Origin of the sequence: Acinetobacter sp. A47, assembly GCF_000805455.1 — a bacterium.
Lineage (GTDB): Bacteria > Pseudomonadota > Gammaproteobacteria > Pseudomonadales > Moraxellaceae > Acinetobacter.
Window position 1 is genome coordinate 21505 of record NZ_JSUS01000064.1, and the last position, 23571, is coordinate 45075.

Sequence of the window (23571 nt, forward strand, 5' to 3'; positions counted from 1 at the left end):
TCAGTATCATTCTAGTTAACTTATTCGTATTACTTTGATAATAAGGTGATTAAGTATATTTTCAACATGAAAAATTATTCACAATTTATAGTTTGCTTACATTTAGCGTCCCAATAACTGTACTCTTTATAATTATTTACAGCCTTATAGTAGAGTCTGATATTATAAATTGCATCTGGATCACCTTCTTCAGCCATACTATTAATAATACTTATAGCTTTCTCTATATTTTTCTCTACACCATATCCTTTATAATATAAAGTTGCCAACTGAATTTTTGCAAAATCATAATCTTGTTTGGCTGAAGCATCATACCAATAAAATGACTTTTCATAGTCTTGTTTAACTCCCTCACCATAAAAATACATTTGCCCTAAATTAAATTTAGCATCAGGATTACCTAAGTCAGCTGCTTTTTTATAATATAAAAAAGCCTTATCTAAATCTTTATCAATATAATCTCCATTATTATACATTACACCTAAAAGATTAAGAGCCGGTGCATAATTCTGATCTTCTATGTTATTAAATATTGAAAAAGCTTCAGCTGTATTCCCATCTTCTAGCTTTAATCTTCCAATATTATACATTGCAGGAATATAATTATTATTACCTGCTTCACTATATAACTTTATTGCTTTTTTTATGTCCTTTTCGACAAATATGCCTTTTTCATAAAAAAAGCCCATTTCATTCTTTGCAAAGTTATCATTTTTAGCAGCTAACTTCTCAAGTATTTTAAAGGCATTTTTATAGTTCTCATTAGCCATTTCATTTTGATATTTAGAAACATATTCTTTTTTTTCAATTTCAGAAATACTATCATTGTTTTTTGAATTACAAGCGCCACTAGAAACAAGACAGAAAAGTATAAAAACAAAAGCTATTTTTTTAAAATAAAACACAATTAATCCTTAGATATTAAATCTATTTCCACAATCGGATCTCTATCAAAATACTCTTTACAGAATCGTATCTATAAATTAATAATCCATAAACTTAATAATTAAAAATCTAATACCTGAATACGATTCTTACTATAAGCAGATATAAGAACCGTTAATAGATAAAAGCTAATCTAAGTATCATTAAGACAAGCCTTATTTTTAATCAGATACAATATCTAACTTTTATTTTTCTTCAAATAATCCTCTTCATCCATAATTTCCCATTCGCTAGAAGGGTCATCTACTGCGATTTGTATACTTTCTCCATTTTTAAAATCCGAATATTTTCTTTAACTACTTTACTATCTAGTTCCCGTAATTTTTTTTGAGCGACATCCAATCCAAACTCTTTTGCTAAGGTATAATAAGCATACGCAAGATCAAGATCTTGTTTTACTCCATCACCTTTTTCATATAACGATGCCAAATTATAAGCAGCACGAGGTTCACCGTTTTCTATTGCTTTTTTATACCAATACACAGATTTTTCAATTGACTTATCGACAACTTCTCCTTTTTTATACATAACAGCAACATTAAATTGTGACGGTGCATAGTTTTTTTCAGCAGCTTTTAGAGAGTAATCGAAATATTTATGTTTATCTTTCACACCTCCCCAACCCTCATAGTAACAATTAGCTGTATTTGCAGCTCCTAAACCATAGTCTAAAGATGCTGATTTCTCATAATATTCACATGCTTTTTTTAGATCTTTTTCAAGATAGAAACCATTAAAATACATAAAACCGATTGAATTAATAGCCTCAGGTACATTTTTACTCATTGCACTCTTATAGTAGTTATAAGCTTTCTCATAGTCTTGCTTAACTCCATTACCATGAGCATACAAACTCCCCATATTATTTTCAGCCACCCCATTATTATTTTTTATTGCCTTTTCATACCAATAGATTGATTTTTTAATATCCTTCTTTTGATTTAAATATCCATTTTCAAACACTACCCCCACTAAATTTTGCGCAATAGGATTATTATTTTCAGCCTCAACCAATAAAGCATTAAAATATTTTATTTTCTCATTATTGTCTTTACTTTTTACAACGTTATCAATTTTAGACAAATCTAGGTTAACACCTTGGCTTTCCCCACTAACTTTATTAGCTTGTACATCACAGCCTGTTAAGCTCACTAATAAAATTGATAAAAAACTTAAATATCTCATTTATTAATCCATAAAGAAAAGCCATACACTAAGAATATAACCCCAAGGACGGAACCTAAATACAGGGAGGAAAGATTTATTAATAGCCAATTTTTATGTTTTCCCTCAAATACATTCACATTCTCTCTATATGTATCTGGAATAATTGATATTGGTTTATTTTTTTCACCATTTATAGATGAAAAGTGTAACTTTGCAGAAAAGTTTTATAATTTGAGTAGCATATTAAAAACCAATAAGCAACTACAACCAAATCTCCTCCTACTTTAAAAAACTTTCTCCGCCTCTCTCCAAAGAAAAAAACCAAAAAAACCCTCTTATTTTTTCAATACAAATCTTATTATAAATATATGTAAACCACAATAAGAAAATACTAAAAGGAATAATTAAAAAACACAAACAAGAAATATATCATCAGCAACTATTATATCTCTAATTCTAATATTTTTTAAATCTTCAAACATAACTTATATTCCTAATTACATACACCTGTATATTTTCTAGCAATCGTAGTTCTACCATAATTACCTACAAAACCAGCGCCAAGATCTAATAATACAGCACCAACTCCATCATCTTCTACTCCACTAAATACAATTGGTATTCTAGCTCTTGCAAACGCTATAGTCTCTACTATTTAATATTCTATATTTCTTATAAAACAAGTTATCTTGTTACAAAAAAACAAATAACAGGCTATCTAATTTATTGTTCTATATAGAAATATAAATTAATATTTATCTTTGTCTATGTTGCACTAAAGTTTAAAATTTTTATGAAAAATCTTTTGGTTCTTGCATCACTTATCGTCTTGATTTCATGTGGTAGTACAACACAAGAGCACACTACAAATACGAAGAACTCAAATTCAGAAACAGTATATATTTATGACCAAAAAACAAACGGAAAGCTAAAACAGGCAGAAGATTTTATCAATAATGATCAATATGATAAAGCATTTCCAATTCTATTAGAGCTTGCTAAACAAGGGAATCCAACCGCCCAGAATGATATTGGTGCAAGTTACCAATATGGATTTAATGGTGAAGCTAATGAAGAAAAAGCTATTTATTGGTATACGTTAGCAGCTAAACAAAACCATGCACCATCGATACATAACTTAGGCTTAATAGCATTTAATAAAGCAAAAAATGAAGATGACTATCAAAAAGCATTAACTCTTTTCGAAAAAGCAGCTAAGCTCGGTTCTTATGAAGCTATTAACTATATTGGTATATATTATGAAAATGGAATTATCTTTCCACAAGATTCAACAAAAGCTTTAGAAAAATTTCTATTTTCTGCAGAACATGGTAGTGCTGCCGGTCAGTTTAATGTAGGACAAGCATACTATTATGGTAGAGGAGTTAAGCAAGATTACAAACAGGCATTTGATTGGTATACAAGATCTTCAAATCAAAATTATAGTGCCTCTGCAATTAAATTAGCTATCCTTTATAGAAAAGGTAAAGGGACAGAAAAAAATATTGATAAAGCAATAGAGTTATTAAAACCATATGCAGAACAGGGTTATGACCTTGCACAATACAATATTTCTCTTTGCTATAAAGATAAAAACGAACTAGGAAAGTCTATATACTGGTTAGACCACTATAAGAAAAATCCTAATAAGAGTAATTAAATTACTCTTTAACTTTTTTATTATAAATAAATAAAGGAATTACAATTGAAGCCCCAGCTTGATGATCAATACTTGGGGCCTTTATACTTTTTTTACCTATATTTATCTGCCCCATACCACCAACCCCATCTATATCTTTATCCTCTCCAGTATCATAATCTTTTGTCTTAGATTTTACATTCATCAAACCCACATTATAAGCTCCTAAGTTAATACTATTTGTTAGACTATATCCTGCTCCAGTCAATTCTGAAACATGTTTTGCATTAGTTTTAATATTGCTTCCTGCAAGAGAAAATCCAATATCATCACTTAATTTTTTGACGTTCCCACCATGTAAATTTATTGCACTCTTATCAATACTTATAGAGTCTTCAACAGCATAGTATAGCATCCAGTTACCACGAGCATCATAGGCTATTCCTATTTCTAAGGAAGCGCCTAATATCTCCCACAACTGTGCTCCAATAATTACAGAAATTTGTCGAGTATAATCTCCACTCACTTTAGTAACTGGGAATAAACCTTCAGTATATAATTTTCTTAATATTAGTTTTTGATTACTTAGGCCTAAAAATTTTGCAGAATGATTTATTAACTTTAGCCTTTGACCCGCATAAAGACTATATGTATCAGTTATTTCATTATCTTGTTTAATTCTTTCTGCATTTAAATTAAATTTTCTTGCAATACTTAATAAAGTATCGCCAGCATTTACAATATAATCTATTTCAATAAAATAACCTTCTTTAGGAGCTGCGACTTGAAGCATCATTTGATTTGATGTATTAGCACTTCCAATAAATATTTTCTGACCTACTTTAATTTCATTTGCATCAGAAATATTATTATTTTTCATAAGTATAGAAATTTCTTTGTTATATTTTTTGGCTATACTTGCTAAATTTTCACCAGATTTCACCTGATGATAGTCACTTTCATAATTCTTAGACGCCCCTTTTACTTCTGTTGTAACCAAAATCTTCATCAGACTTAATGGTAGTGTTAATGTTGCTCCATTAAGAAAATAATCTTTTTCAACATTCTCCTGAAAAATTTGTGTGTAGGTCTTATATTTGGTTGGTCCACCTTTTACAAAAACTCTCAATATACCTTTTTCAGAATGTGTATATAAAGTTTTTGTTACTTTTCCTTCTTTTGTAGTTTGATTTTCATCTAAAATCCTAGTTGTAGTAGGAAATACTAAACTTTGAAAAGTCACTTTATAGTCTAAGTTTGGAATTCCTTCGTCTACATTCTTATATGTAAAGCGTAATTTAAATGCAATATTAGACATTATTTATACCAACTATTCTTTGCTATCTGTTTCATTTCCAATATAGCCAATAACTGGCTCATCTGTATCAATAAAGACTTCTAAAGGTTCTGCAACTTCTGAATAAATCCTATTAGTCCGACCCCTTTCATCCAATACACCTTCCAAATAAACTCCATCTTTTTTACGGACCCGGTAAGAAGTTTTCAAATAATCGGAATAAAGCCCAAGACTAGAAAAATCAAGACGATGGCTAAATTTTTTAACCTCAGCAAAAACTGGTTCTTTTAATATTGGTAAAGACGTATTAATTTTCGCCCCACCCATAAATAAATGCTGCCCCGCCTTGACCTCAAACTTGCCGCCCGTTACGGGGAAGATCCCTGAACCATTCAGCTTAATCTGGGAACCGCCCGCAGTAATCACGATTTCTTTCGGACTGGTAATCTCAATTCGATCTTCAGTTGAAATGATCTGAATGCCTTGCTTGGCCAGTAAATCCATGCCATCCGATTGTGCCTGAACTTCAAACTTACCTTTCGCAGCTACCTGTTTAATCCCATTCTGTGCTGCAAACACACTAATCCTGTTTTGCGCATGCGTAATCAGGTTCTTCTGCGTACTCAGATTAATACTGTCGCCTGCAAACTGGCTGATCTGTCCATCTGCCGATAAATGAATATCTTCATTGCTACTTAAACCAATACCTGCTGGTGAGTTCAGCAATAATAATGATTTTTTAAACTGGGCGATCTTCTCTTGAATCTGCTCAGCAAATTCTTTGAGTTGATCAACTGATTCAATCTCATCAGTCTGCTGGTTCTTGGCTACTTCACTCAGCGCCTTGGCGTTGCTCTGGTTGCCTTCCAGCTGTTGCTTGGCAGGCTGTGCATCCAGATGTTCGCCTTGCGCCTGATCCTGTTTATGCGTGGAAAGCAGTAAGCCTTCTCCGGCTCGTACCGCACCCCATTGATCGGTACGCAGTTCAAAACCTTCGCCCCGGTCTTCGCTTTCAGCTTTATCTTTTGGATGACTCAGTTTACCCAAGTTGAGTTGGCTGGCAGCATGACTGCTTTGCAGTTGGGCGCTGATCTGTCCGGTGGTGTCATCAAAGCGTAACTGGTTAAAGCCTTCACCCTGATATTCTTTCGTTTTAATGCCGGCCAGTTTCTTGGTGTCTGGTAGCTTGCCTGCATTGTCAAATCTGGTTGGACTGCGCTGTGCTTCATGGATGCGGCCCACTACAAATGGACGGTCAATATTGCCATCAAAGAAGTCAATCACCACAATCTCACCGATTCGTGGCAGGAAGCGTGCGCCATAGCCTTCTCCTGCCCAAGGCGTGAGTACATCCACCCAGGCGGAATCGGTGTCGTTGTCATTGGCCCCTGCACCACCATCGTGGCTATGGTCTTCACTACGGGTAAACAGGAAACGGACTTTGATACGGCCCCATTCATCGACATGGATTTCTTCGCCGCTTGGCCCAACCACTTTGGCACGTTGCGGTGAAGCGGCTGGGCGGTGTTGTAATGGATTGTATTCGGGTACGGTTTTGATATTGCGACGTTGCAGAATCAGCTGGTTAGCCTGTCGTTCGTCATTTTCTTTTATGGGCCAGTTGCTTTGGGCCAGTAACTGTTTGATTTGCTGGTTCAGGTCTTTTGGCAAGTTGTTCTGGTTATAAAACTGTTTGCCTGTGATCAGGAATTCTTTGTCTGCACCACTGTGCTGGTCAATTTCAGGGTGTTCTGCCAGTTCAAACCAGTAACCGACATGGGTGTCACGCACCGTGGTATTGGCCACAAACTGCTTGGATTGCAGGTCGTGGTATTGTCCAAGATTGCGGTTGAGTTTTTCTATCTGGCCATTACCCGATGCGGTTGCACCATCTTCACCATTGAGGTCTTGCATCCATGCCGGTGAGAAATGCCAGGCCTGTTCCAGTCCCAGACTGGCATTGTCATGTTGTTCACTGTGCTGGTGGGTGCTTTGTACACTGCCTGCACCTTCTTCCTGTTCCAGGGCATCGGCCTGCCAGCGTTGTACATGAACTGCACTCGGTTGTAATGAGCGTTGTCCGACCAGACTGGTCATGCTGTCGTATTGTTCGGTGGCACTGCTGCGATGATAACGGATCTGGCGACGTTCCAAGGCCTGATACTGGCTATTGTCATCAATCAGACGCAGTTTCTGCGGCTGAATTGCAGCGCTACTTTGCGGAACGGTTCGTTCTGCTTCATCCACCAGCCAGTTGATGCCTTCGCTACGCAGCAATCGGGTCAGAAAGTCATAGTCGCTCTCATTGGACTGCATCATGAATGGTCGTACATCATAGTCATGACTGAGGCCGCTTAAATCTAGCGTTAAGCTCGAGGCAAATAACGGGCTTTTCTGCTGCCATTCTTTAAAGACAACTTCCACTACATCGCGCACACTCTTGTTCATAAACACGCGGCTGTTACGGCGTTGTTTCCACAGTGCAGTTGGGTCTTCGAGTGTGAGTTTATATAAGGTCAGGCTGCCGTCCGACTGGCCTTGCAGGGCTTGCGTGATAATGCCCGTGACACGGGTAAGCTGGCCCTGATCGGTCACGCTATCGATTGCGGCCTGACTGCCAATAAATTGTTTGAGTGGAATAGTGGCATTGGTCGACAGGCAGATCAGCTCGGCCTTAAAGCCGCCATTCAGCTCATGCTGGCCATCTATACGTTGCAGGAAAACCTGAGAATTTAAATGTTGATTTGAAAATTGAATATGAATGGCACGTTTTTGTGCGGTGAGGCCCAGACTTTCTAAAGCGTGAAATATATTCGCCAGCATCTTTTTATAAAATATTAAATCAAATATTAACCATATTATACAAAACAGACAAATTTGTCTATTTTGTATAACTCTCGTTACGATTGATTTAGATGTCGATGATAAATCCCGTCACTCATTAAGGTATAGATATTTTTCAGGTCGGGCCGTTGCGCGACTGCTAATAACTGGCTGTGCATATTTAATATATTTTTATCACCTCGCATTGCAGGCCCTGTCTGCATTTGCTTCGGCTCGTTCTGGGTGGCCTTGTTCGCAGTTTCGGTTATGAGAGGATAAAGCAAGCTAAAATCCACCTGCTCTGCATCAACAATTTGTTTGGCCATATCATAACAATAATTGCTAAAGTTACAGGCAAATACAGCGGCAAGATGTAATGTTTGTCTTTGTTGAGAGCTATATTGATAGACACGCTGGCTTAAACTGTTTGCAAGCTGTGTTAAAACGGCTAAATCCTGTTGCTCGGCTGCTTCCACAAATAAAGGGGTTGCGGCCCAATCTACCTCGCGTTCAAAACTAAAAGTCTGCAAGGGATAAAAAACACCTGCCCGACGATGACTGTCTTGCAGAGCTGATAAACTGGTACTCCCCGAGGTATGCACAATCAGGTGATCTGGTAAATATGGACTAATGGCTTGAATGACTGGAGAAATGGCCTGATCACTTACAGCTATAATCACCAAATCTGTCTGCGACTCAAGCTGGCTCATATCATGAATGGCTCGAGCATTAACCTGGCTTGCAAGGGCTTGAGCACGCTGTAAGTCTCGACTAAAGATTTGAACAATCTGATGCTGTTTCTTTAAGGCCTTGGCCAAATGTGTCGCAACCCGTCCTGCACCAATCAAGGTAATTTTCATAAACGTTATCTAAGCATGTGTTTGCCTAAGCATGCCAATAAAAAAAGGACGAATCAATTCGTCCTTTCCTTTCTGTTCACTTAATTGACATTATTCAAGTAAACAATCCGTTCAATTGTACGTTGAATAAAGCACTTGGTATATTGCATATCCTGATTTTGCTTATGCATCGTCTCGTTCCAGTAGTCAGCCTGCTTCTGATACGTTTCACGGTCTTTCTCAGGCGTATCATAAACACTCTTCTGTGACAGGACCTTACAGTCAACATCGCGCTTCTCAAACCAGTCTGACTGATCTTGTTGCAGTTGTTCCTTCTGTTCAGCACTGAACTTGTCCCAGGTCTGGTTCAATCGTTCAACCTGTTTTGCCTTTTCAGCCTCCAGCTCCTTTTTACGGATATCCATGGCTTTTTGCGCCAGTTCTGTCTGCGCAGATGACTGGGCGTCATATTCCTGCTGCGCTTTTTCATTATTTTGTTCGATTAAGCGGTTTTCTTTCAAATAGGCAACATATTGCACCGCTTTGGTGGCCATGAACACTACGCCATCGATAACTGCATTTTGGTCCGGGATATTAAAGACCAATCCATCCTTATCGGTTTTGGTAATATCATAGTAAAAGCGACCTTTAAGCTGGTCATCTTCCAGCGTTAATGAATATTCATTGTCTGCAAAATAATCCCCTAAAGTCTGGTTACTATATTCACATTCTTCACAATTCTTCTGTTGCTCGACATAGGCATTTTCCGCACGCTTTTGTAAGCCTTTTGGAAACTGTACGATTAACTGGCTTTCACAGCTTAACTGGGTTTTTGAAGCTTGCTCACCTTCTGCCGGATCAAGTGTCCGCACATTTTTAATGCTAAATTTGAGCCCTTTGTTAATTTTGTCCAGCACATCATAATCTGCCTGATATTCACTTTCACGCAAACTCCGTTCGATCTGCTTTAAATATGCTTTTTTTAATGCAGCCTGAATATTATTCAGGTTATCCTGATTGGTACAACTCCACTCGGATACAACTGCATCAACTTTCTCAACTTTATCTTTAGGTTTGATTTTATCGCATCCTGTTAATAAAACTGTTGCTGTCAAGGCTGTGAATATAAAAAACTTATTCATATTAATTGACCTGTTATCTTGTTTTTTTCGGGCGTATTCTACTCAATTTAATTCACTCTATTCGAGTGTTTTCTTTCATTTTATTTAAATTAATTTTGATAATAGACTTTAAAATCGAATGAACAGCTAAAAATAAAGGAGCTATTGTTTAAATAGCTCCTTTATATACTGTCGTAAAGCTGGAATTAAGGGGTAACCGAAAACTCGATACGACGGTTTTTAAAACGACCTTCTTCAGTTGTATTATCTGCTACAGGATTATCTGCACCATGACCTACAGCGGTAAGCTTAGCGGCATCTACCCCTTGACTCACCAGATAATCCACCACAGCCTGGGCACGTTTTTGCGATAAGGTTTTATTGCTACCGGCATTGCCTGTTGAGTCGGTATAACCAGCGACTGTCAATTTCGCATCCTTGGTATTTTTCATTAAGGCGGCTGCTTTATCCAAGATGGCCTTGTTTTCATCAGGAATCTGATTTGAACCGGTTGCAAAATTAATAATCTGTAAATTCAATGCCTTGATTACATCATTAATATCAACCTGGCTGGCATCAATATTTGCCAATGCATCCTGTGCTGCATTTAGGCTATGACTGACCGAATCAGCTGCTGTCATTGGGGCTTCGACCGCGACCTCGGTATTCGGCACCAAGCCTTTAATTTTGCCGAGTAAATCATCCAGCTGTTTGGCATCACCGCCTTTTAAGGTAATCTTGTCACCAATCCAGTCCAGCGACACATTAGGCACACCTTTAAGCAGTCCCAAAACCCCCGCCAGACTAGCCTGATCCATAAAGGTACCTGCATGGGCCGTACTGTCGACAGTACATTCCTGATTTGCAGAGAAAACTTCCTTTACCTTGGCTTGTATTGTTGCCAGAAAGCCCTGATCACCAACACCTACCTGGCATTGGGCCAGATTACCCGCGGCATCGGTACTCAAGGATAATGTTGCCGGAGCTGCATCTGCCGCCACCTGTGAAGCCTGATTATCTTCCTGTGTAGCCGGAACAGCCTGTTCCTTATGCTGACATGACTTCCACAACCATGCGAGTAACAAACCGAGAATAATCAGGGCAACGATCGGCAGCCAGGCACGAGATTTGGCCGGTGCGGCTGCCGAAGTATGGGCAAAATTTGACGTTGATGCCGAAGCACTGCTTGCAAGCCCTAAAGGTGCCAGCAAGCCAATTGCCCATGCAGGCAAGAGTGAGCGGATTGAATCCATATGCTGTTTTAAATAATTTACGATACTTGATGTATCGTTGCCCGCCTCGCTACTGAGCGCAGCCAGACTTTTGGGAATGGCCTGGCTTAAAGTGTGCTCTGTCTCAGCAACGGAAAGCTGCCCTGTATTTAAATTGCTGAGCAATGCATTTTTGACTTGTTCATTATGGCCGAGTAAATCGGACAACGAGGGTGAAATGGAATCTTTCAATTTCTGAATAAGTTCAGGTTTGGCCGCTAAAATGGAAAGTAAAATAGGATAAAACCGGGATAAAAGAGCACTTTTTTCATTCATCAGACCGTCTTGAGGACTTACGATCAGGGAAGTGACTTTCTGTTTTAACAGTTCCATTGGGTTTATTGACATTGTTATTCACTCCAACACATTAAATTTATAATATTCAGAACACTCAAGAAAAAATCCAAGCTCAAGTGAACTGCTGCTATTTCATTCTAATCTTTTGTGTGTTTTTTATTCATTTTTATATAATTTAAATACAATACTTACATCACAATTTACAAAGCAAAATAAGCATTAGACCTCTCTTTTAACATTTACCCCTGTGTTCAACTACCAGCAGGCAACCTCTTACCATTTTAAAATCAAAACCTTACAACTTTAAAAACCCAAGACAAATTAAACAGTTACGCCAACATGCTTACTTACTCAAGTGATATAAAAAAATCAGTGAAAAACCAAAAAGTACGGTCAAAAATGGAAAAATCTTAGTTTGCTTTTTGGGTTCCGGTTCAGCAGAGATTGCAGGCATCGGTGTTAAAACCGGCACGTTATGTTCAGTTTCATACAATTGAGCCAGTACCTCTTCCGTCCAGTTTGGCAATAGAGAATAAATCGAGGCTTTATGATCCCTTAAATAATAAATAATACGGATCGCATCATTACCGGCTTCGTTTGACAAGACGGCCAGACTTTTAGGAATAGCCCGGTTTAAAATAACTTCAGCTTCAGCAATAGACACTTTGCCCGCAGCCAACCTGAGCAACATAGCGTTTTTCACACGGTCATTTTCTTCCAGTAAATCAAAAACCGAAGGTGTCAATTTTTCTCTTAATTTATCTACAAGTTCAGGCTTTTCCAGAAAACGGTACAATAATATCGGATAAAATCTTGATAAGACATCATTTTTTTCATTCATTAAGCTGGTTTGATCATTCACAATCACAGAGGAAACTTTCTGCTTTAACAGTTCCATTGGATGTATAGACATAGAATTAAGCTCCAATTATTAGAATGGATTATTTCTCTTTTTTATAATTTTATGTAAAGCATATCTCATTTATTATAATACTTTAAGCTATTTTTCTTGTTGATTTCTAACTCTGTAAAATTTAAATACAATATCTACATCACCGTTTACAAAGCGAAATAAGGACGATGCCTTATTCCGCCAGTCTCAATCTGTTTTTTATGCAAAGGTCGATAGCACTTTACCCGTCAATTGCTGACCGAGTAATGGCGTATTCTTGCCTTGTGAAATAATGCTCTCTTTAGACACCGTCCATTGTAGCTCAGGGTCAACCAGCACCCAACCTGCTTCCTGTTGCCAACGTTCTGTCATATTGGCCACTTGTGCTGGAATAGAGGTCACTTTTGCAACCCATTCCAACGGCTCGAACAGGCCTTCATGAATCAACTGCACCCCTAAGGCCACATAAGTATCGAACGCAGTAATTCCCGGCAAGGTTTCTGCAAACGGCGCCATTTTTGCCGAGCTGCTTAAAGGCTCATGATGTGTACAAATGGCATCAATGACTCCTTCTTTTACCGCCTGACGCAATAATGCCTTGTCTTGTTCCGAACGTAATGGCGGACGCACATGTGCAAGGGAATTAAAACCATCCGTTAATTGTTCAGTCAGATGTAACTGATGCATGGCCACATCGGCAGTGACCGGCAAGCCTTTGGCTTTGGCTGCACGGATCAGCTCGACCGAGGCACCGCAAGACAATAAGCCAAAGTGAGCTTTTACACCGGTTGCTTCAATCATCAACAGATATTTTGCAATGGCTACTGTCTCTGCAATCGCCGGAATCATCGGCAATCCTTGGCGAGAAGCAATGAAACCTTCATGAGCACAGCCGTCTTTGGCAATCTGGGGTTCTTCTGCATAGAACACCACGGTTAAGCCAAGACCGGCGGCATACTCAAGGGTACGAATCACCACATCATCATTTTCAAAGGCCGCATTGGCATTTGAAACCGCAGTACAGCCGCCCTTCTTCAAACTGGCCATATTGGCTGGTTGCTTGCCTAGCAGTCCTTGAGTCTGTGCACCAATAATATGCAAATAGATGCCGCCATCAAGCTGGGCTTTTTCAATCAGGCCATGAATCAAGGCTCCGTTGTCCTGCACAATTGGCTTTGAGTCTGGTGGAGTGATGACATGCAAAATGCCATTGGCACGGGCAGCCTTGCCTTCAGACTTCAAGGTTCCGTGCTGTTGCTGGCCTGGTTCACGTAAACGCGCACATAAATCGACCATGGTTGGCATTAACCATTTGCCTTGACCGTCAATAGTCTGGTCAACTTGAGCAGTAGCCCCGATCAGTTTTCCATTTTCAATATAAACTGTTTGTACCTGATCAAGCTGTTGAACCGGGTCGAGCACACGGACATTTTCAATTTTTACAATACTCATGTAATCTCCCCCTTACAGTGCAATTGCTTCAATTAAACCTTGTTCTTGTAACTGCCCTTGCATGGCAAGTGCCAGCACAGCCATACGAACCGCAATACCGTTGGTAACCTGCTTTAAAATTACCGACTGGTCACCATCAGCCACGCTTGAGTCAATTTCAACACCACGGTTCATTGGCCCGGGATGCATCACAATACAGTCAGGTTTTGCCAGTGCCAGACGCTCCTTGTTCAGACCATACATTTTGTAAAACTCGGCCTGTGATGACAGGGCTGGTGAATCAATCCGTTCATTTTGAATACGGAGCGCAATAATCACATCGCAATCTTTTACGCCTTCATCCATTTTGTTAAACAGGCGTACATGCTCACCGTATTCATTAAAACCTACCGGCAATAATGTATTCGGAGCAATCACACGGATATCTTTACAACCCAATGTTTGCAATGCAGCGACATTCGAACGGGCTACGCGTGAATGCTTGATGTCACCAATAATCGCCACCGTTAACTCTTCAAAAGGCTTTTTGGTTTCACGGCGAATGGTCAGCATATCCAGCATGGCCTGGGTCGGGTGCGCATGACGCCCATCACCAGCATTGATAATCGCCACTTTCGGACAGACATCCTTGGCAATAAAATGCGCTGCGCCCGATGAAGAATGACGTACCACAAAAATATCCGCCGCCATGGCTTCAAGGTTCCAGAGCGTGTCACGTAATGTTTCACCTTTAGAAGTACTTGAACGGGCAATATCGATATTCAAAACATTGGCAGATAAACGTTTTGCTGCTGCTTCAAAAGTAGTGCGGGTACGCGTCGAGTTTTCAAAGAACAGGTTCATCACCGTCAGTCCTTCAAGTAACGGACGGTTGATCAGGTTATTATTGTCATCTAAAAAGCTTTGCGCTGTATCTAAAATCTTGGTCAGGGTTTCTTTGGAAAGACCTTCGATGGTTAAAAAGTGCTTTAGATTTCCTTGTTGATTGAGCTGGATCTGGCTCAAAGTATGCAATGCCGCCAAGTGCATAAAAGATTCCTAACACGTTAAGTTAAGGCATTATACAGATTTTAGGTTTTCTTCGCAGTTGAAGTTTTCAGCACTTAAGTAAAAAAGATGCCTTTCCCCTCCAGACATCCTTTTTACACTCTAGTCATTAAATGTCTTATAAATTAACGTAGTGCACCAATATAGTGATGAGGCACCTGAGCCTGATAGATTTCCTCCTCGGTTACCTCCATTGAATATGACGCCTCTGGCAACGGTTCTTTATGAAGGGCCTCCTTATGCCCTGCGATGGAAGAAACCGGCTCAGCATACAGTTCAACCAAGGGACTCAAGCGTGCCACCAGACGTTCCAGCTCCGGATCGCAGGTCAGCCGGGCCATCTCCAGCACATGTCTGGCATAATCCTGATTATTGACCAGATACATCACATCAATCACCCGCCCACAAACCCGTCTTAAGCGGACATACATCTGTGTGGCAATGGTAAAAGCTTCAGCATTGACCAGTACTTCATTCTTTGTGCTATCTTTCATCATCTTTTCGCAGCCTTTAAATTAAAAATACTTAAATTTCATCAGCTTTAAGTAAAATTGTTTGCCGATGAAGCAAACATTAAAAAGCAAAAGCTATACCAGTTATTCAAATTGCGGCGCAAACCGGCAATTATTGCTCTGGCAAACCGGCTGAACCCATTCAAACATGAAAAATTTATACAGAATCGATGATAAAGCTGGCAATCACACAAATATGAGCCGACAGAACAGATAAAAATCAGTTAAAATAGCCGATTGCTGAACTGCTTTTTTTGGAAATGTGCATGAATTCTACACAACGTCTGACAAACTATTGGGTGACCTGTGCGGATGGACTTGAAACCTTATTACAACAAGAACTTGAAGATTTAGGGATTCAGAACATTCAGCGCTTTGCTGGACGTTTGGTGTTTAAAGGCACACTCGAAAATGCATATCGCGTTTGTATGTGGTCACGTCTCGCCTCTCGTGTCCTGTTACCGATTCATACCCATACGCTTGAACGTACGCATGATGCCCGTGATGTTGCCGAAGAACTGTATGAAGGTGCGATCAGTTTTGACTGGTCACTGATTTTTGCACCACAAAGCACATTTGCGGTGCGTCTGCATGTTGAGCGTGAAATCAAGGTCAACACCCAGTTTGCCACGCTTCGTGTCAAGGACGGTGTGGTCGATTCCTTTATGGAAGCTGTCGGCAAACGTCCAAGTATTGATATCAAACAGCCAGAAATCACCCTGTATGTACTGGCAGGTAAAACTGAACATACCTACTGTCTGGACTTGTCCGGTGACTCTTTACACAAACGTGGTTACCGCCGTTATATGACAGATGCCCCGATCAAGGAAAATCTGGCAGCAGCCATTTTGCAAAAAGCCCAGCTGGCTCAATACCAGCCCGATATTATCCTTGACCCGATGTGTGGTTCAGGGACTTTCATTATCGAATCTCTGTTGATCCTGACCGACCGTGCCCCGGGTCTGGTACGTCGCTTTGGTTTCAATGGCTGGCATGGACATGACCGTGAGCTCTGGTTATCACTGAAGGCAGAAGCGGCAGAACGTCATGAGAAAGCATTACAGCAGCCGTTACCAAAATTTTACGCTTATGATGCCGACTGGGAAGCGGTCAAAGCCACTCGCCAGAATATCATTGCAGCCGGTTTTGAAAAATTACTGGATCAGATCCAGATTGAAGAACGTACTTTGGCAGACTGGGACGATTTCCATGCAGAAGGTAAAAAAGCCTTTATCGTTACCAACCCGCCTTACGGTGAGCGTTTAGGCGATAAAGCCTCTAACCGTTCTTTATATCTCGGGCTTTCTGCCTTACTGCAAAAGAATTTTCCAAACCAGCGCGCAGCAATTATTGCTGCCCAGATTGAACAAGCTGATGTACTGGCCTTCAATGATCCGCAAACCTTACGTTTGATGAACGGTAAATTACCGATCTACATCCGTTTCGGTACGGTCAAACCAGCGACGGTTACCCAGCCCTTCCTGGCAAATTGGCAACCGCAACAATTTGAACCGATTGAAGGTGCCGAAGACTTTACCAACCGTTTGCAAAAAAATATGCAGGCCCTGAAAAAATGGGCAGTCAAAGAGAATATTTATTGCTTACGTTTATATGATGCAGATTTGCCTGACTTCAACCTGGCGGTTGATTTATATGGTGATAAATTGCATGTACAGGAATATGCACCACCGAAAAAAATTGATCCGGAAAAGGCCAAAAAGCGCTTTAACCTTGGACTTGCAGCCATTCGTGCGGTGACAGGTCTAGGCCGTGATGCCATCTTTATTAAAACCCGTGCCCGGCAGGCCGGAACCAATCAGTACACCAAACAAAGTACGGCTTCTAAACGCTTTATCGTGCAGGAAGGCAATGCCCGGATTCTGGTGAATCTGACCGATTATCTGGATACCGGTCTGTTCCTTGATCACCGCCAGATCCGTTTACGGATTGCCAAGGAAGCACGCGGCAAGCATTTCCTCAATCTGTATAGCTACACTTCTACGGCCAGCTTACATGCTGCTTTAGGTGGCGCAGCCAGCACCACCAGTGTTGATTTGTCCAATACCTATTTAAACTGGTCAAAAGAAAACTTCGTCCTGAACGGTTTAACGGTAGACCATGCCGATGAACAGCATATGTTCTTTGCCAGCGACTGCTTTGAGTGGCTAAAAGAAGGACATGAACAATACGACCTGATCTTTATCGATCCCCCGACCTTCTCTAACTCGAAAAAGTTCTATGGTACCTTTGATGTCCAGCGTGACCATGTTTCCTTGATTAAACGTGCCATGAACCGCCTCACCAGCGACGGTACATTGTACTTCTCAAATAACTATCGCGGCTTTGAGCTAGATGAAGAGATTGAGGCGATGTATCAGGTCGAAGAAATTACCTCTGAAACCATTGGCCTGGATTTTAAACGGAATCAAAAAATTCACCGTGCCTGGAAAATCCAGCACCCAAATATTTAAGCGTTTTGAATACTCACCGAAAGGTAATTTTACATTTTTTGATGTTCGGTGATTCAAACTCATAAATCATAAAGCGATCAGGAGCCTCTTCATGAGGTTTTATGGTCGCTTTTCTTTTCTCGCGTACATCCATCACTGTCGTTTTTTTCTGTTCTTCATAAGGTGAAAAACCTCCCTCAGCAAGCATGCTGACACGGATTTCGCGCAAATTCCGGTCACTGAGTACCCGCTGAGAACGCCAGCGCTCATCTTCCGGCTTTAACGCATCTTGCTGCGCTTTGATAATGATATTAGGCAAGGCATTATTCAGTGCACCTGTTTGTAAAGACAAGCTTCCCTCAGGCAATGGCTGCGCCGCATGTCCGACTGAAGATAAAACGGTGAACAACACAATTACACACATCGCTGTGCAATGATGTTTGTTATTTTCCATTGCAATTCATCCTGAATTTTTTCTTGTTTGTGTTGAAACTAGCAATTTTTTATTCGGGCTGCAATGTCATTGGTAATTTTCCGGCAAAAATCAGACAAGATGCGCCAATATAAAAAAAGATGGTGATTTTCATCACCATCTTTTCTGTTTTGCCCTTATGGTTCTGACTTAGCTTAATTTCAGCTTGTCAAAGACCAGATGACCACTTTCACCTTTGATCAGTATATTATCCCCAGGCTGGAACTCGCCAGAGAGGATTTTCTGAGCCAGACTATTTTCAACCTGCTGCTGAATTGCACGTTTCAATGGACGGGCACCATAAACAGGATCAAAACCGGCATCAATCAACAGGTCAAACGCCGTATCATCTACAGTCAAGCCCATGTCACGCTCGCTCAGACGAGTACGCAAACGATCTAACTGGATATCTGCAATACCACGAATCTGTGCTTTTTGCAGCGAATGGAAGATCACCAGTTCATCAATACGGTTAATAAACTCCGGACGGAAATGCTGGGTTACCGCACTCATGACCACAGCCCGCACTTCATCATCGGTTGCACCTTCACCCAGCTCACGAACATCTTGTGAACCCAGGTTAGAAGTCATCACGATCACCGTATTCTTAAAGTCGACCACACGCCCTTGCGAATCGGTTAGACGACCATCATCCAGTACCTGTAACAGGATATTAAATACGTCCGGATGGGCTTTTTCTACCTCATCAAATAACACCACACTATAAGGCTTGCGACGAACTGCTTCAGTTAGAACACCACCTTCTTCATAACCAACATAGCCCGGAGGTGCACCGACTAAACGGCTGACAGAATGTTTTTCCATAAATTCGGACATATCGATCCGGATCATGGCATCATCACTGTCAAACAGGAAATTGGCCAGTGCCTTGGTTAACTCGGTCTTACCTACACCAGTCGGGCCAAGGAACAGGAATGAGCCACTTGGACGGTTCGGATCAGACAAACCTGCACGTGAACGACGTACCGCATTGGAAACGGCCACCACGGCTTCATCCTGCCCAACGACACGGTTATGTAAAAACTCTTCCATATGGAGAAGTTTTTCACGTTCACCTTGTAGCATTTTCGCCACAGGGATTCCGGTTGCCGCGCTCACGACTTCCGCAATTTCATTTTCAGTGACTTTGGTACGAATCAGCTTCGGTTCTTCATTTTCCTCGGCAACCTCAGCCTGCTCCAGACGTTTTTGCAACTCTGGAATCACGCCATATTGCAAACGTGCTGCTTCTGCCAGATCACCTTCACGTTTGGCTTTTTCCAAAGCACTGCGGGCCTGATCAAGTTCAACCTGTGCCTTTTTATCACCTTCAACCAGTGTTTTTTCGGCTTTCCAGATCTCTTCCAGATCATTATATTCTTTTTGCTTTTCAGCAATCTGCTGCTCAAGATGATTCACCTCGGCCTTACTGCCCGAATCTTCATCTTTTTTCACCGCTTCCAGCTGCATTTTTAACTGAATGAGACGGCGGTCAAGTTTATCCAGCGCTTCAGGCTTGGAGTCAATTTCCATTTTGATCCGTGACGCAGCCTCATCAATCAAATCAATGGCCTTATCAGGTAACTGACGATCAGTAATATATCGATGGGACATCTTCGCCGCAGCAATAATGGCCGAGTCGAGAATCTGCACGCCATGATGGGTCGCATATTTCTCTTTGAGGCCACGCAAGATTGCAATGGTATCTTCGACACTTGGCTCATCTACCAGCACTTTCTGGAATCGACGCTCCAGTGCAGCATCTTTTTCAATATACTGACGGTACTCATCTAAAGTGGTTGCCCCTACACAACGAAGCTCACCACGTGCCAAAGCAGGTTTTAACATGTTGCCTGCATCCATCGCACCATCACCCTTACCGGCACCCACGAGTGTATGCAGCTCATCAATAAACAGGATGATTTCACCTTCGTGTTTGGCCAGGTCTTTCAGAACCGCTTTCAGGCGCTCCTCAAATTCACCCCGATATTTGGCACCGGCAAGCAATGAACCCAAATCGAGAGAAAGTACACGTTTGTTTTTGAGGCTTTCAGGCACTTCGCCATTAACAATCCGTTGTGCCAAACCTTCTACAATCGCAGTTTTACCTACCCCCGGCTCCCCAATCAGCACCGGATTATTTTTGGTACGGCGTGATAGCACCTGAATGGTACGGCGAATCTCGTCATCACGACCAATCACCGGGTCAAGTTTACCCGCCAAGGCACGCTCGGTTAAATCAATGGTATATTTATTCAGTGAGTCACGTTGATCTTCATGATTATTGCTCATGACCTTGTCATTTCCTCGAATATTTTCAATTACTTTACGTAAGCTTTCAGGCGTTACCCCGGCACTACTTAAGATATTTTTGGTTTCACCTGTTTCTGCCAGACCAAGCAACACCCAGTCAGTTGATAAAAATTCATCACCTGCTTTTTGTGCATAACGGTCAGCCAGATTGAGGGCCTTTACCGCTTCAGGATTGAGATTAATATCACCTGTCGGGTTGGCCAGTGTTGGCGCATTTTGCAGTGCCTGTTCCAGTTTCTGCTTTAACTCAGGTAAACGCGCCCCCGCTTGCTGCAACAAACTCAGGTTGGCTGGTTCTTCAAGTAAGGTCGTCAAAATATGAATACCTGCGATCGAGGTATGATCCTGACCCATCGCCAATGATTGAGCATCTGAGAGTGCTTGCTGCAAGCGGTTTGTAAATTTTTCAAATCGCATTCTTGTTATTCCTCACAACAAATTTCTAACTTACCAAATAGATGGGAACGCTTTTTTAAATTTCAAATAAAAAATTATATATTTTTCAATATTTTATTTAAACAAAAACAGGTGAAACTCAATATTAATATGGGTATATAAACAATCTATTTCAAGTATATTTTGTATAGTTTTTCTGTCTGTTGAGTTGTGAACAAAATCAATATTGTGATTTTTGACCAGACGTTTTAGTTTAACCCTTTGCTTCAATCTAATCAGACCCTCATGTATCTAAGAAAAATTCTGCTTGGCGCCGCCTGCCTGCTACCTTTACATTCAGTATTTGCCCAGCTTCCACAAGACTCCCGACGTGCCGGAGGGATTGCCGTGATTCCACTGGCTGCACACACCACTCAGGTTTTTTATGAGCAAAAGCCTGTGCTTATTGCCGAGCAAGGGTCACAGCGCTATGCCGTATTCGGTATTCCGCTTGCTGCGCCTTTGGGCACCTTGACCCTGAATACCAACAATGCCCCCATTCAAATCGAGGTTAAGCCCTACCGTTATGCCGAACAGCGCTTGAACGTCAAGAATCAGGATTATGTCAATCCTAATCAGGATCAGCTTGACCGTTATGCACGTGAGGCAAAGGAGCAAAATGATATTTACAGCTCTTTTACCCCAAGTCCATGGACACAATTTCCGAGTTTTATCCGCCCGACAGCAGGCAAATTCAGTAACTCTTTCGGAAGAAAACGTTTTTTCAATGGTGAAGAACGTGCACCACACTCTGGACTGGATATTCCGGCACCTGTCGGCCAAAAGGTGATTGCTCCCGCAGACGGGATTGTTGTTGCAACAGGCAGCTATTTCTTTAATGGCAATACTGTATTAATTGATCACGGTCAGGGCCTGATCAGTATGTTTTGCCATCTAAGTCAAATTAAGGTTGAAAAAGGCCAACATATCCGGCAAGGCGAAACGCTAGGGCTGGTTGGTAAGACAGGCCGGGTTACAGGGCCACATTTGCATTGGGGAATGAGCCTGAATAATGCTCGGGTCGATCCACAACTGTTTCTAAAATAAAAAGACAAGCATATAAAAAAGTGATCTATCCGAAAATAGATCACTTTTTAGAAATACTTAACAATATTGTTTTTAAGCCGCTTCGACTATCTCGAAGTCATGGGTAATTTCGACACCGCCATCAGACAGCATTTTACTGGCTGAACAATATTTCTCAGCCGAGAGTTCCACAGCCTTTTCTACCTGCTTGGCTTTTACCGCCTTACCAGTCACAACAAAGTGCAAATGGATTTTGGTGAAGACCGCCGGAATGCTGTCGGCTCTTTCAGCTTTTAACTGACATACGACATCCGTCACATCTTGACGGGATTTCTTTAAAATGGTCACAATATCAAACGAAGCACACCCACCAAGTCCCATTAAAATCAATTCCATAGGACGTGGTCCACGGTTTTCACCGCCATATTCGGCAGAACCATCCATTACCACAGTGTGACCACTTTCTGATTTTGCCTCAAAAGCAACATTCTCTAACCAATGTACACTTGTTTGCATTGCAACTACCCGAAAAACGTTATAAATTTACTCTGTTCTTGTACACTAACATAAAATGAGTTGATAAGGAATTTCATCTCTTCTGTGTAGAAAAGGCTCTTCCAAGGGTCTGTGCGATCGGTTTTATCCAAATTCGGAAATTTTAAGCATGACTTCAAATTTTTCACAACTTAGCACTGATGCTTTATCTCCAGGTCAACTTCCTGAATCAGTAAAAGCTTTGCTAAAACGTGCTCATATTAATAGATATCCTAAACGCACCACGATTGTTGACGCTGGAACGGAATCAAAATCACTGTATTTAATATTAAAAGGTTCAGTGTCAATTATCTTACGTGAAGATGACGAACGTGAAATCGTAGTTGCCTACCTCAACCCGGGCGATTTCTTTGGCGAAATGGGGCTTTTTGAAAAGAACCCTCAACGTACCGCAGAAGTACGTACCCGAGATGTCTGTGAAATTGCAGAAATCTCTTACGACAATTTCCACGAGTTAAGTAAACAATATCCGGACTTAAGTTACGCTGTATTTGCCCAACTGGTTCGTCGTCTTAAAAATACCACACGAAAAGTAACCGATCTGGCCTTTATTGATGTGTCTGGCCGTATTGCGCGTTGTTTAATTGATCTCTCTGCTCAGCCTGAAGCAATGATTTTGCCAAATGGTCGTCAGATTCGTATTACCCGTCAGGAAATCGGCCGTATCGTGGGTTGTTCCCGTGAAATGGTCGGACGTGTCCTCAAGACCCTTGAAGATCAGGGCATGATCCAGACTGATGGTAAGGCAATCTTGATTTTTGATGCATCTTTGGAAGAAAACACCTTCTCTGAAGATGATTATGATGACGAAGATTGATTTGATCTAGCTTCAGCTCAATTTTGATAAAACCAGTGCCACATCACTGGTTTTTTATTTTTAATGCACTCAATAGAACAATTGCTGATTACATAATTACAATGATTATAGAGATATTCAGAATGTTAACTGTTGTAAACATTTTTTATAATCCACCGTGATCATGACTATATTGATAAGATACTGATTTGGAGAGAATAA

18 protein-coding genes are annotated in these 23571 nt (G+C 40.8%); 4 read left to right on the forward strand and 14 right to left on the reverse strand.

What is annotated here, in order from left to right; genetic code table 11:
• Positions 1–74: 74 nt before the first annotated feature.
• Together OC23_RS12350 and OC23_RS12355 are read right to left on the reverse strand one after the other, a co-directional pair.
• Positions 75–905: a tetratricopeptide repeat protein gene (locus OC23_RS12350; RefSeq protein ID WP_038345160.1), complete on the reverse strand. Its 831-nt coding sequence runs from the start codon at positions 903–905 to the stop codon at positions 75–77.
• A 283-nt stretch (positions 906–1188) separates the two neighbouring features.
• Positions 1189–2130 (reverse strand): tetratricopeptide repeat protein, encoded by a 942-nt coding sequence (locus OC23_RS12355; RefSeq protein ID WP_052209170.1) that lies wholly within the window; start codon positions 2128–2130, stop codon positions 1189–1191.
• 775 nt (positions 2131–2905) lie between these two features.
• Between OC23_RS12355 and OC23_RS12360 the strand changes: the two genes are divergently transcribed.
• Positions 2906–3772, forward strand: a complete 867-nt coding sequence (locus tag OC23_RS12360) for a tetratricopeptide repeat protein (RefSeq protein WP_038345162.1) — start codon at positions 2906–2908, stop codon at positions 3770–3772.
• Between the two features lies 1 nt (position 3773).
• Here OC23_RS12360 and OC23_RS12365 read toward each other — a convergent pair whose 3' ends face one another.
• The 9 genes from OC23_RS12365 to OC23_RS12405 all read right to left on the reverse strand — a co-directional run bounded on the left by OC23_RS12365 (position 3774) and on the right by OC23_RS12405 (position 15284).
• Positions 3774–5069, reverse strand: coding sequence for a LysM peptidoglycan-binding domain-containing protein (locus OC23_RS12365; protein ID WP_038345163.1), 1296 nt, complete (start codon positions 5067–5069; stop codon positions 3774–3776).
• A 12-nt stretch (positions 5070–5081) separates the two neighbouring features.
• Positions 5082–7871 (reverse strand): type VI secretion system Vgr family protein, encoded by a 2790-nt coding sequence (locus OC23_RS12370; protein WP_038345164.1) that lies wholly within the window; start codon positions 7869–7871, stop codon positions 5082–5084.
• 77 nt (positions 7872–7948) lie between these two features.
• Positions 7949–8731, reverse strand: coding sequence for a Rossmann-like and DUF2520 domain-containing protein (locus tag OC23_RS12375; protein ID WP_038345165.1), 783 nt, complete (start codon positions 8729–8731; stop codon positions 7949–7951).
• Between the two features lie 80 nt (positions 8732–8811).
• Positions 8812–9852, reverse strand: a complete 1041-nt coding sequence (locus OC23_RS12380; protein ID WP_038345166.1) for a hypothetical protein — start codon at positions 9850–9852, stop codon at positions 8812–8814.
• 185 nt (positions 9853–10037) lie between these two features.
• On the reverse strand, positions 10038–11450 hold the full coding sequence (locus tag OC23_RS12385) for an OmpA family protein (RefSeq protein ID WP_038345167.1): 1413 nt from the start codon (positions 11448–11450) through the stop codon (positions 10038–10040).
• A gap of 292 nt (positions 11451–11742) precedes the next feature.
• On the reverse strand, positions 11743–12312 hold the full coding sequence (locus tag OC23_RS12390; protein WP_038345168.1) for a hypothetical protein: 570 nt from the start codon (positions 12310–12312) through the stop codon (positions 11743–11745).
• Between the two features lie 198 nt (positions 12313–12510).
• Entirely contained in the window at positions 12511–13743 is a 1233-nt protein-coding gene (locus OC23_RS12395; protein ID WP_038345169.1) for a dihydroorotase, read from the reverse strand.
• 12 nt (positions 13744–13755) lie between these two features.
• The gene (locus OC23_RS12400; RefSeq protein ID WP_038345170.1) at positions 13756–14772 is read right to left on the reverse strand and encodes an aspartate carbamoyltransferase catalytic subunit; all 1017 of its coding nucleotides are present in this window, start codon (positions 14770–14772) and stop codon (positions 13756–13758) included.
• A gap of 143 nt (positions 14773–14915) precedes the next feature.
• Complete coding sequence (locus OC23_RS12405; RefSeq protein WP_038345603.1) at positions 14916–15284, reverse strand: hypothetical protein; 369 nt, start codon at positions 15282–15284, stop codon at positions 14916–14918.
• 284 nt (positions 15285–15568) lie between these two features.
• On the opposite strand from OC23_RS12405, the gene rlmKL reads away from it, so the two are divergent.
• Entirely contained in the window at positions 15569–17773 is a 2205-nt protein-coding gene (gene rlmKL / locus OC23_RS12410; protein ID WP_038345171.1) for a bifunctional 23S rRNA (guanine(2069)-N(7))-methyltransferase RlmK/23S rRNA (guanine(2445)-N(2))-methyltransferase RlmL, read from the forward strand.
• Positions 17774–17786: 13 nt separating this feature from the next.
• On the opposite strand, the gene OC23_RS12415 is transcribed toward rlmKL, so the two are convergent.
• Positions 17787–18206, reverse strand: coding sequence for a hypothetical protein (locus OC23_RS12415; RefSeq protein WP_038345172.1), 420 nt, complete (start codon positions 18204–18206; stop codon positions 17787–17789).
• Positions 18207–18374: 168 nt separating this feature from the next.
• Complete coding sequence (gene clpB / locus OC23_RS12420; protein WP_038345173.1) at positions 18375–20954, reverse strand: ATP-dependent chaperone ClpB; 2580 nt, start codon at positions 20952–20954, stop codon at positions 18375–18377.
• A gap of 264 nt (positions 20955–21218) precedes the next feature.
• Here clpB and OC23_RS12425 point away from each other — a divergent pair, with 264 nt between their 5' ends.
• Positions 21219–22019, forward strand: a complete 801-nt coding sequence (locus OC23_RS12425; RefSeq protein ID WP_038345174.1) for a peptidoglycan DD-metalloendopeptidase family protein — start codon at positions 21219–21221, stop codon at positions 22017–22019.
• Positions 22020–22091: 72 nt separating this feature from the next.
• On the opposite strand, the gene OC23_RS12430 is transcribed toward OC23_RS12425, so the two are convergent.
• The gene (locus OC23_RS12430) at positions 22092–22514 is read right to left on the reverse strand and encodes an OsmC family protein (RefSeq protein WP_038345175.1); all 423 of its coding nucleotides are present in this window, start codon (positions 22512–22514) and stop codon (positions 22092–22094) included.
• 148 nt (positions 22515–22662) lie between these two features.
• Between OC23_RS12430 and crp the strand changes: the two genes are divergently transcribed.
• Entirely contained in the window at positions 22663–23370 is a 708-nt protein-coding gene (crp, locus tag OC23_RS12435) for a cAMP-activated global transcriptional regulator CRP (RefSeq protein WP_038345176.1), read from the forward strand.
• Positions 23371–23571: the final 201 nt, after the last annotated feature.

Bases quoted from the DNA above. Each gene is read 5' to 3' on its own strand.
- OC23_RS12425 (WP_038345174.1), top strand. From the start codon at position 21,219: ATGTATCTAAGAAAAATTCTGCTTGGCGCCGCCTGCCTGCTACCTTTA.
- OC23_RS12395 (WP_038345169.1), bottom strand. From the start codon at position 13,743: ATGAGTATTGTAAAAATTGAAAATGTCCGTGTGCTCGACCCGGTTCAA.
- OC23_RS12385 (WP_038345167.1), bottom strand. From the start codon at position 11,450: ATGTCAATAAACCCAATGGAACTGTTAAAACAGAAAGTCACTTCCCTG.
- crp (WP_038345176.1), top strand. From the start codon at position 22,663: ATGACTTCAAATTTTTCACAACTTAGCACTGATGCTTTATCTCCAGGT.
- OC23_RS12375 (WP_038345165.1), bottom strand. From the start codon at position 8,731: ATGAAAATTACCTTGATTGGTGCAGGACGGGTTGCGACACATTTGGCC.
- clpB (WP_038345173.1), bottom strand. From the start codon at position 20,954: ATGCGATTTGAAAAATTTACAAACCGCTTGCAGCAAGCACTCTCAGAT.
- OC23_RS12360 (WP_038345162.1), top strand. From the start codon at position 2,906: ATGAAAAATCTTTTGGTTCTTGCATCACTTATCGTCTTGATTTCATGT.
- OC23_RS12405 (WP_038345603.1), bottom strand. From the start codon at position 15,284: ATGAAAGATAGCACAAAGAATGAAGTACTGGTCAATGCTGAAGCTTTT.
- OC23_RS12430 (WP_038345175.1), bottom strand. From the start codon at position 22,514: ATGCAAACAAGTGTACATTGGTTAGAGAATGTTGCTTTTGAGGCAAAA.
- OC23_RS12390 (WP_038345168.1), bottom strand. From the start codon at position 12,312: ATGTCTATACATCCAATGGAACTGTTAAAGCAGAAAGTTTCCTCTGTG.
- OC23_RS12400 (WP_038345170.1), bottom strand. From the start codon at position 14,772: ATGCACTTGGCGGCATTGCATACTTTGAGCCAGATCCAGCTCAATCAA.
- rlmKL (WP_038345171.1), top strand. From the start codon at position 15,569: ATGAATTCTACACAACGTCTGACAAACTATTGGGTGACCTGTGCGGAT.
- OC23_RS12365 (WP_038345163.1), bottom strand. From the start codon at position 5,069: ATGTCTAATATTGCATTTAAATTACGCTTTACATATAAGAATGTAGAC.
- OC23_RS12355 (WP_052209170.1), bottom strand. From the start codon at position 2,130: ATGAGATATTTAAGTTTTTTATCAATTTTATTAGTGAGCTTAACAGGC.
- OC23_RS12380 (WP_038345166.1), bottom strand. From the start codon at position 9,852: ATGAATAAGTTTTTTATATTCACAGCCTTGACAGCAACAGTTTTATTA.
- OC23_RS12415 (WP_038345172.1), bottom strand. From the start codon at position 18,206: ATGGAAAATAACAAACATCATTGCACAGCGATGTGTGTAATTGTGTTG.
- OC23_RS12370 (WP_038345164.1), bottom strand. From the start codon at position 7,871: ATGCTGGCGAATATATTTCACGCTTTAGAAAGTCTGGGCCTCACCGCA.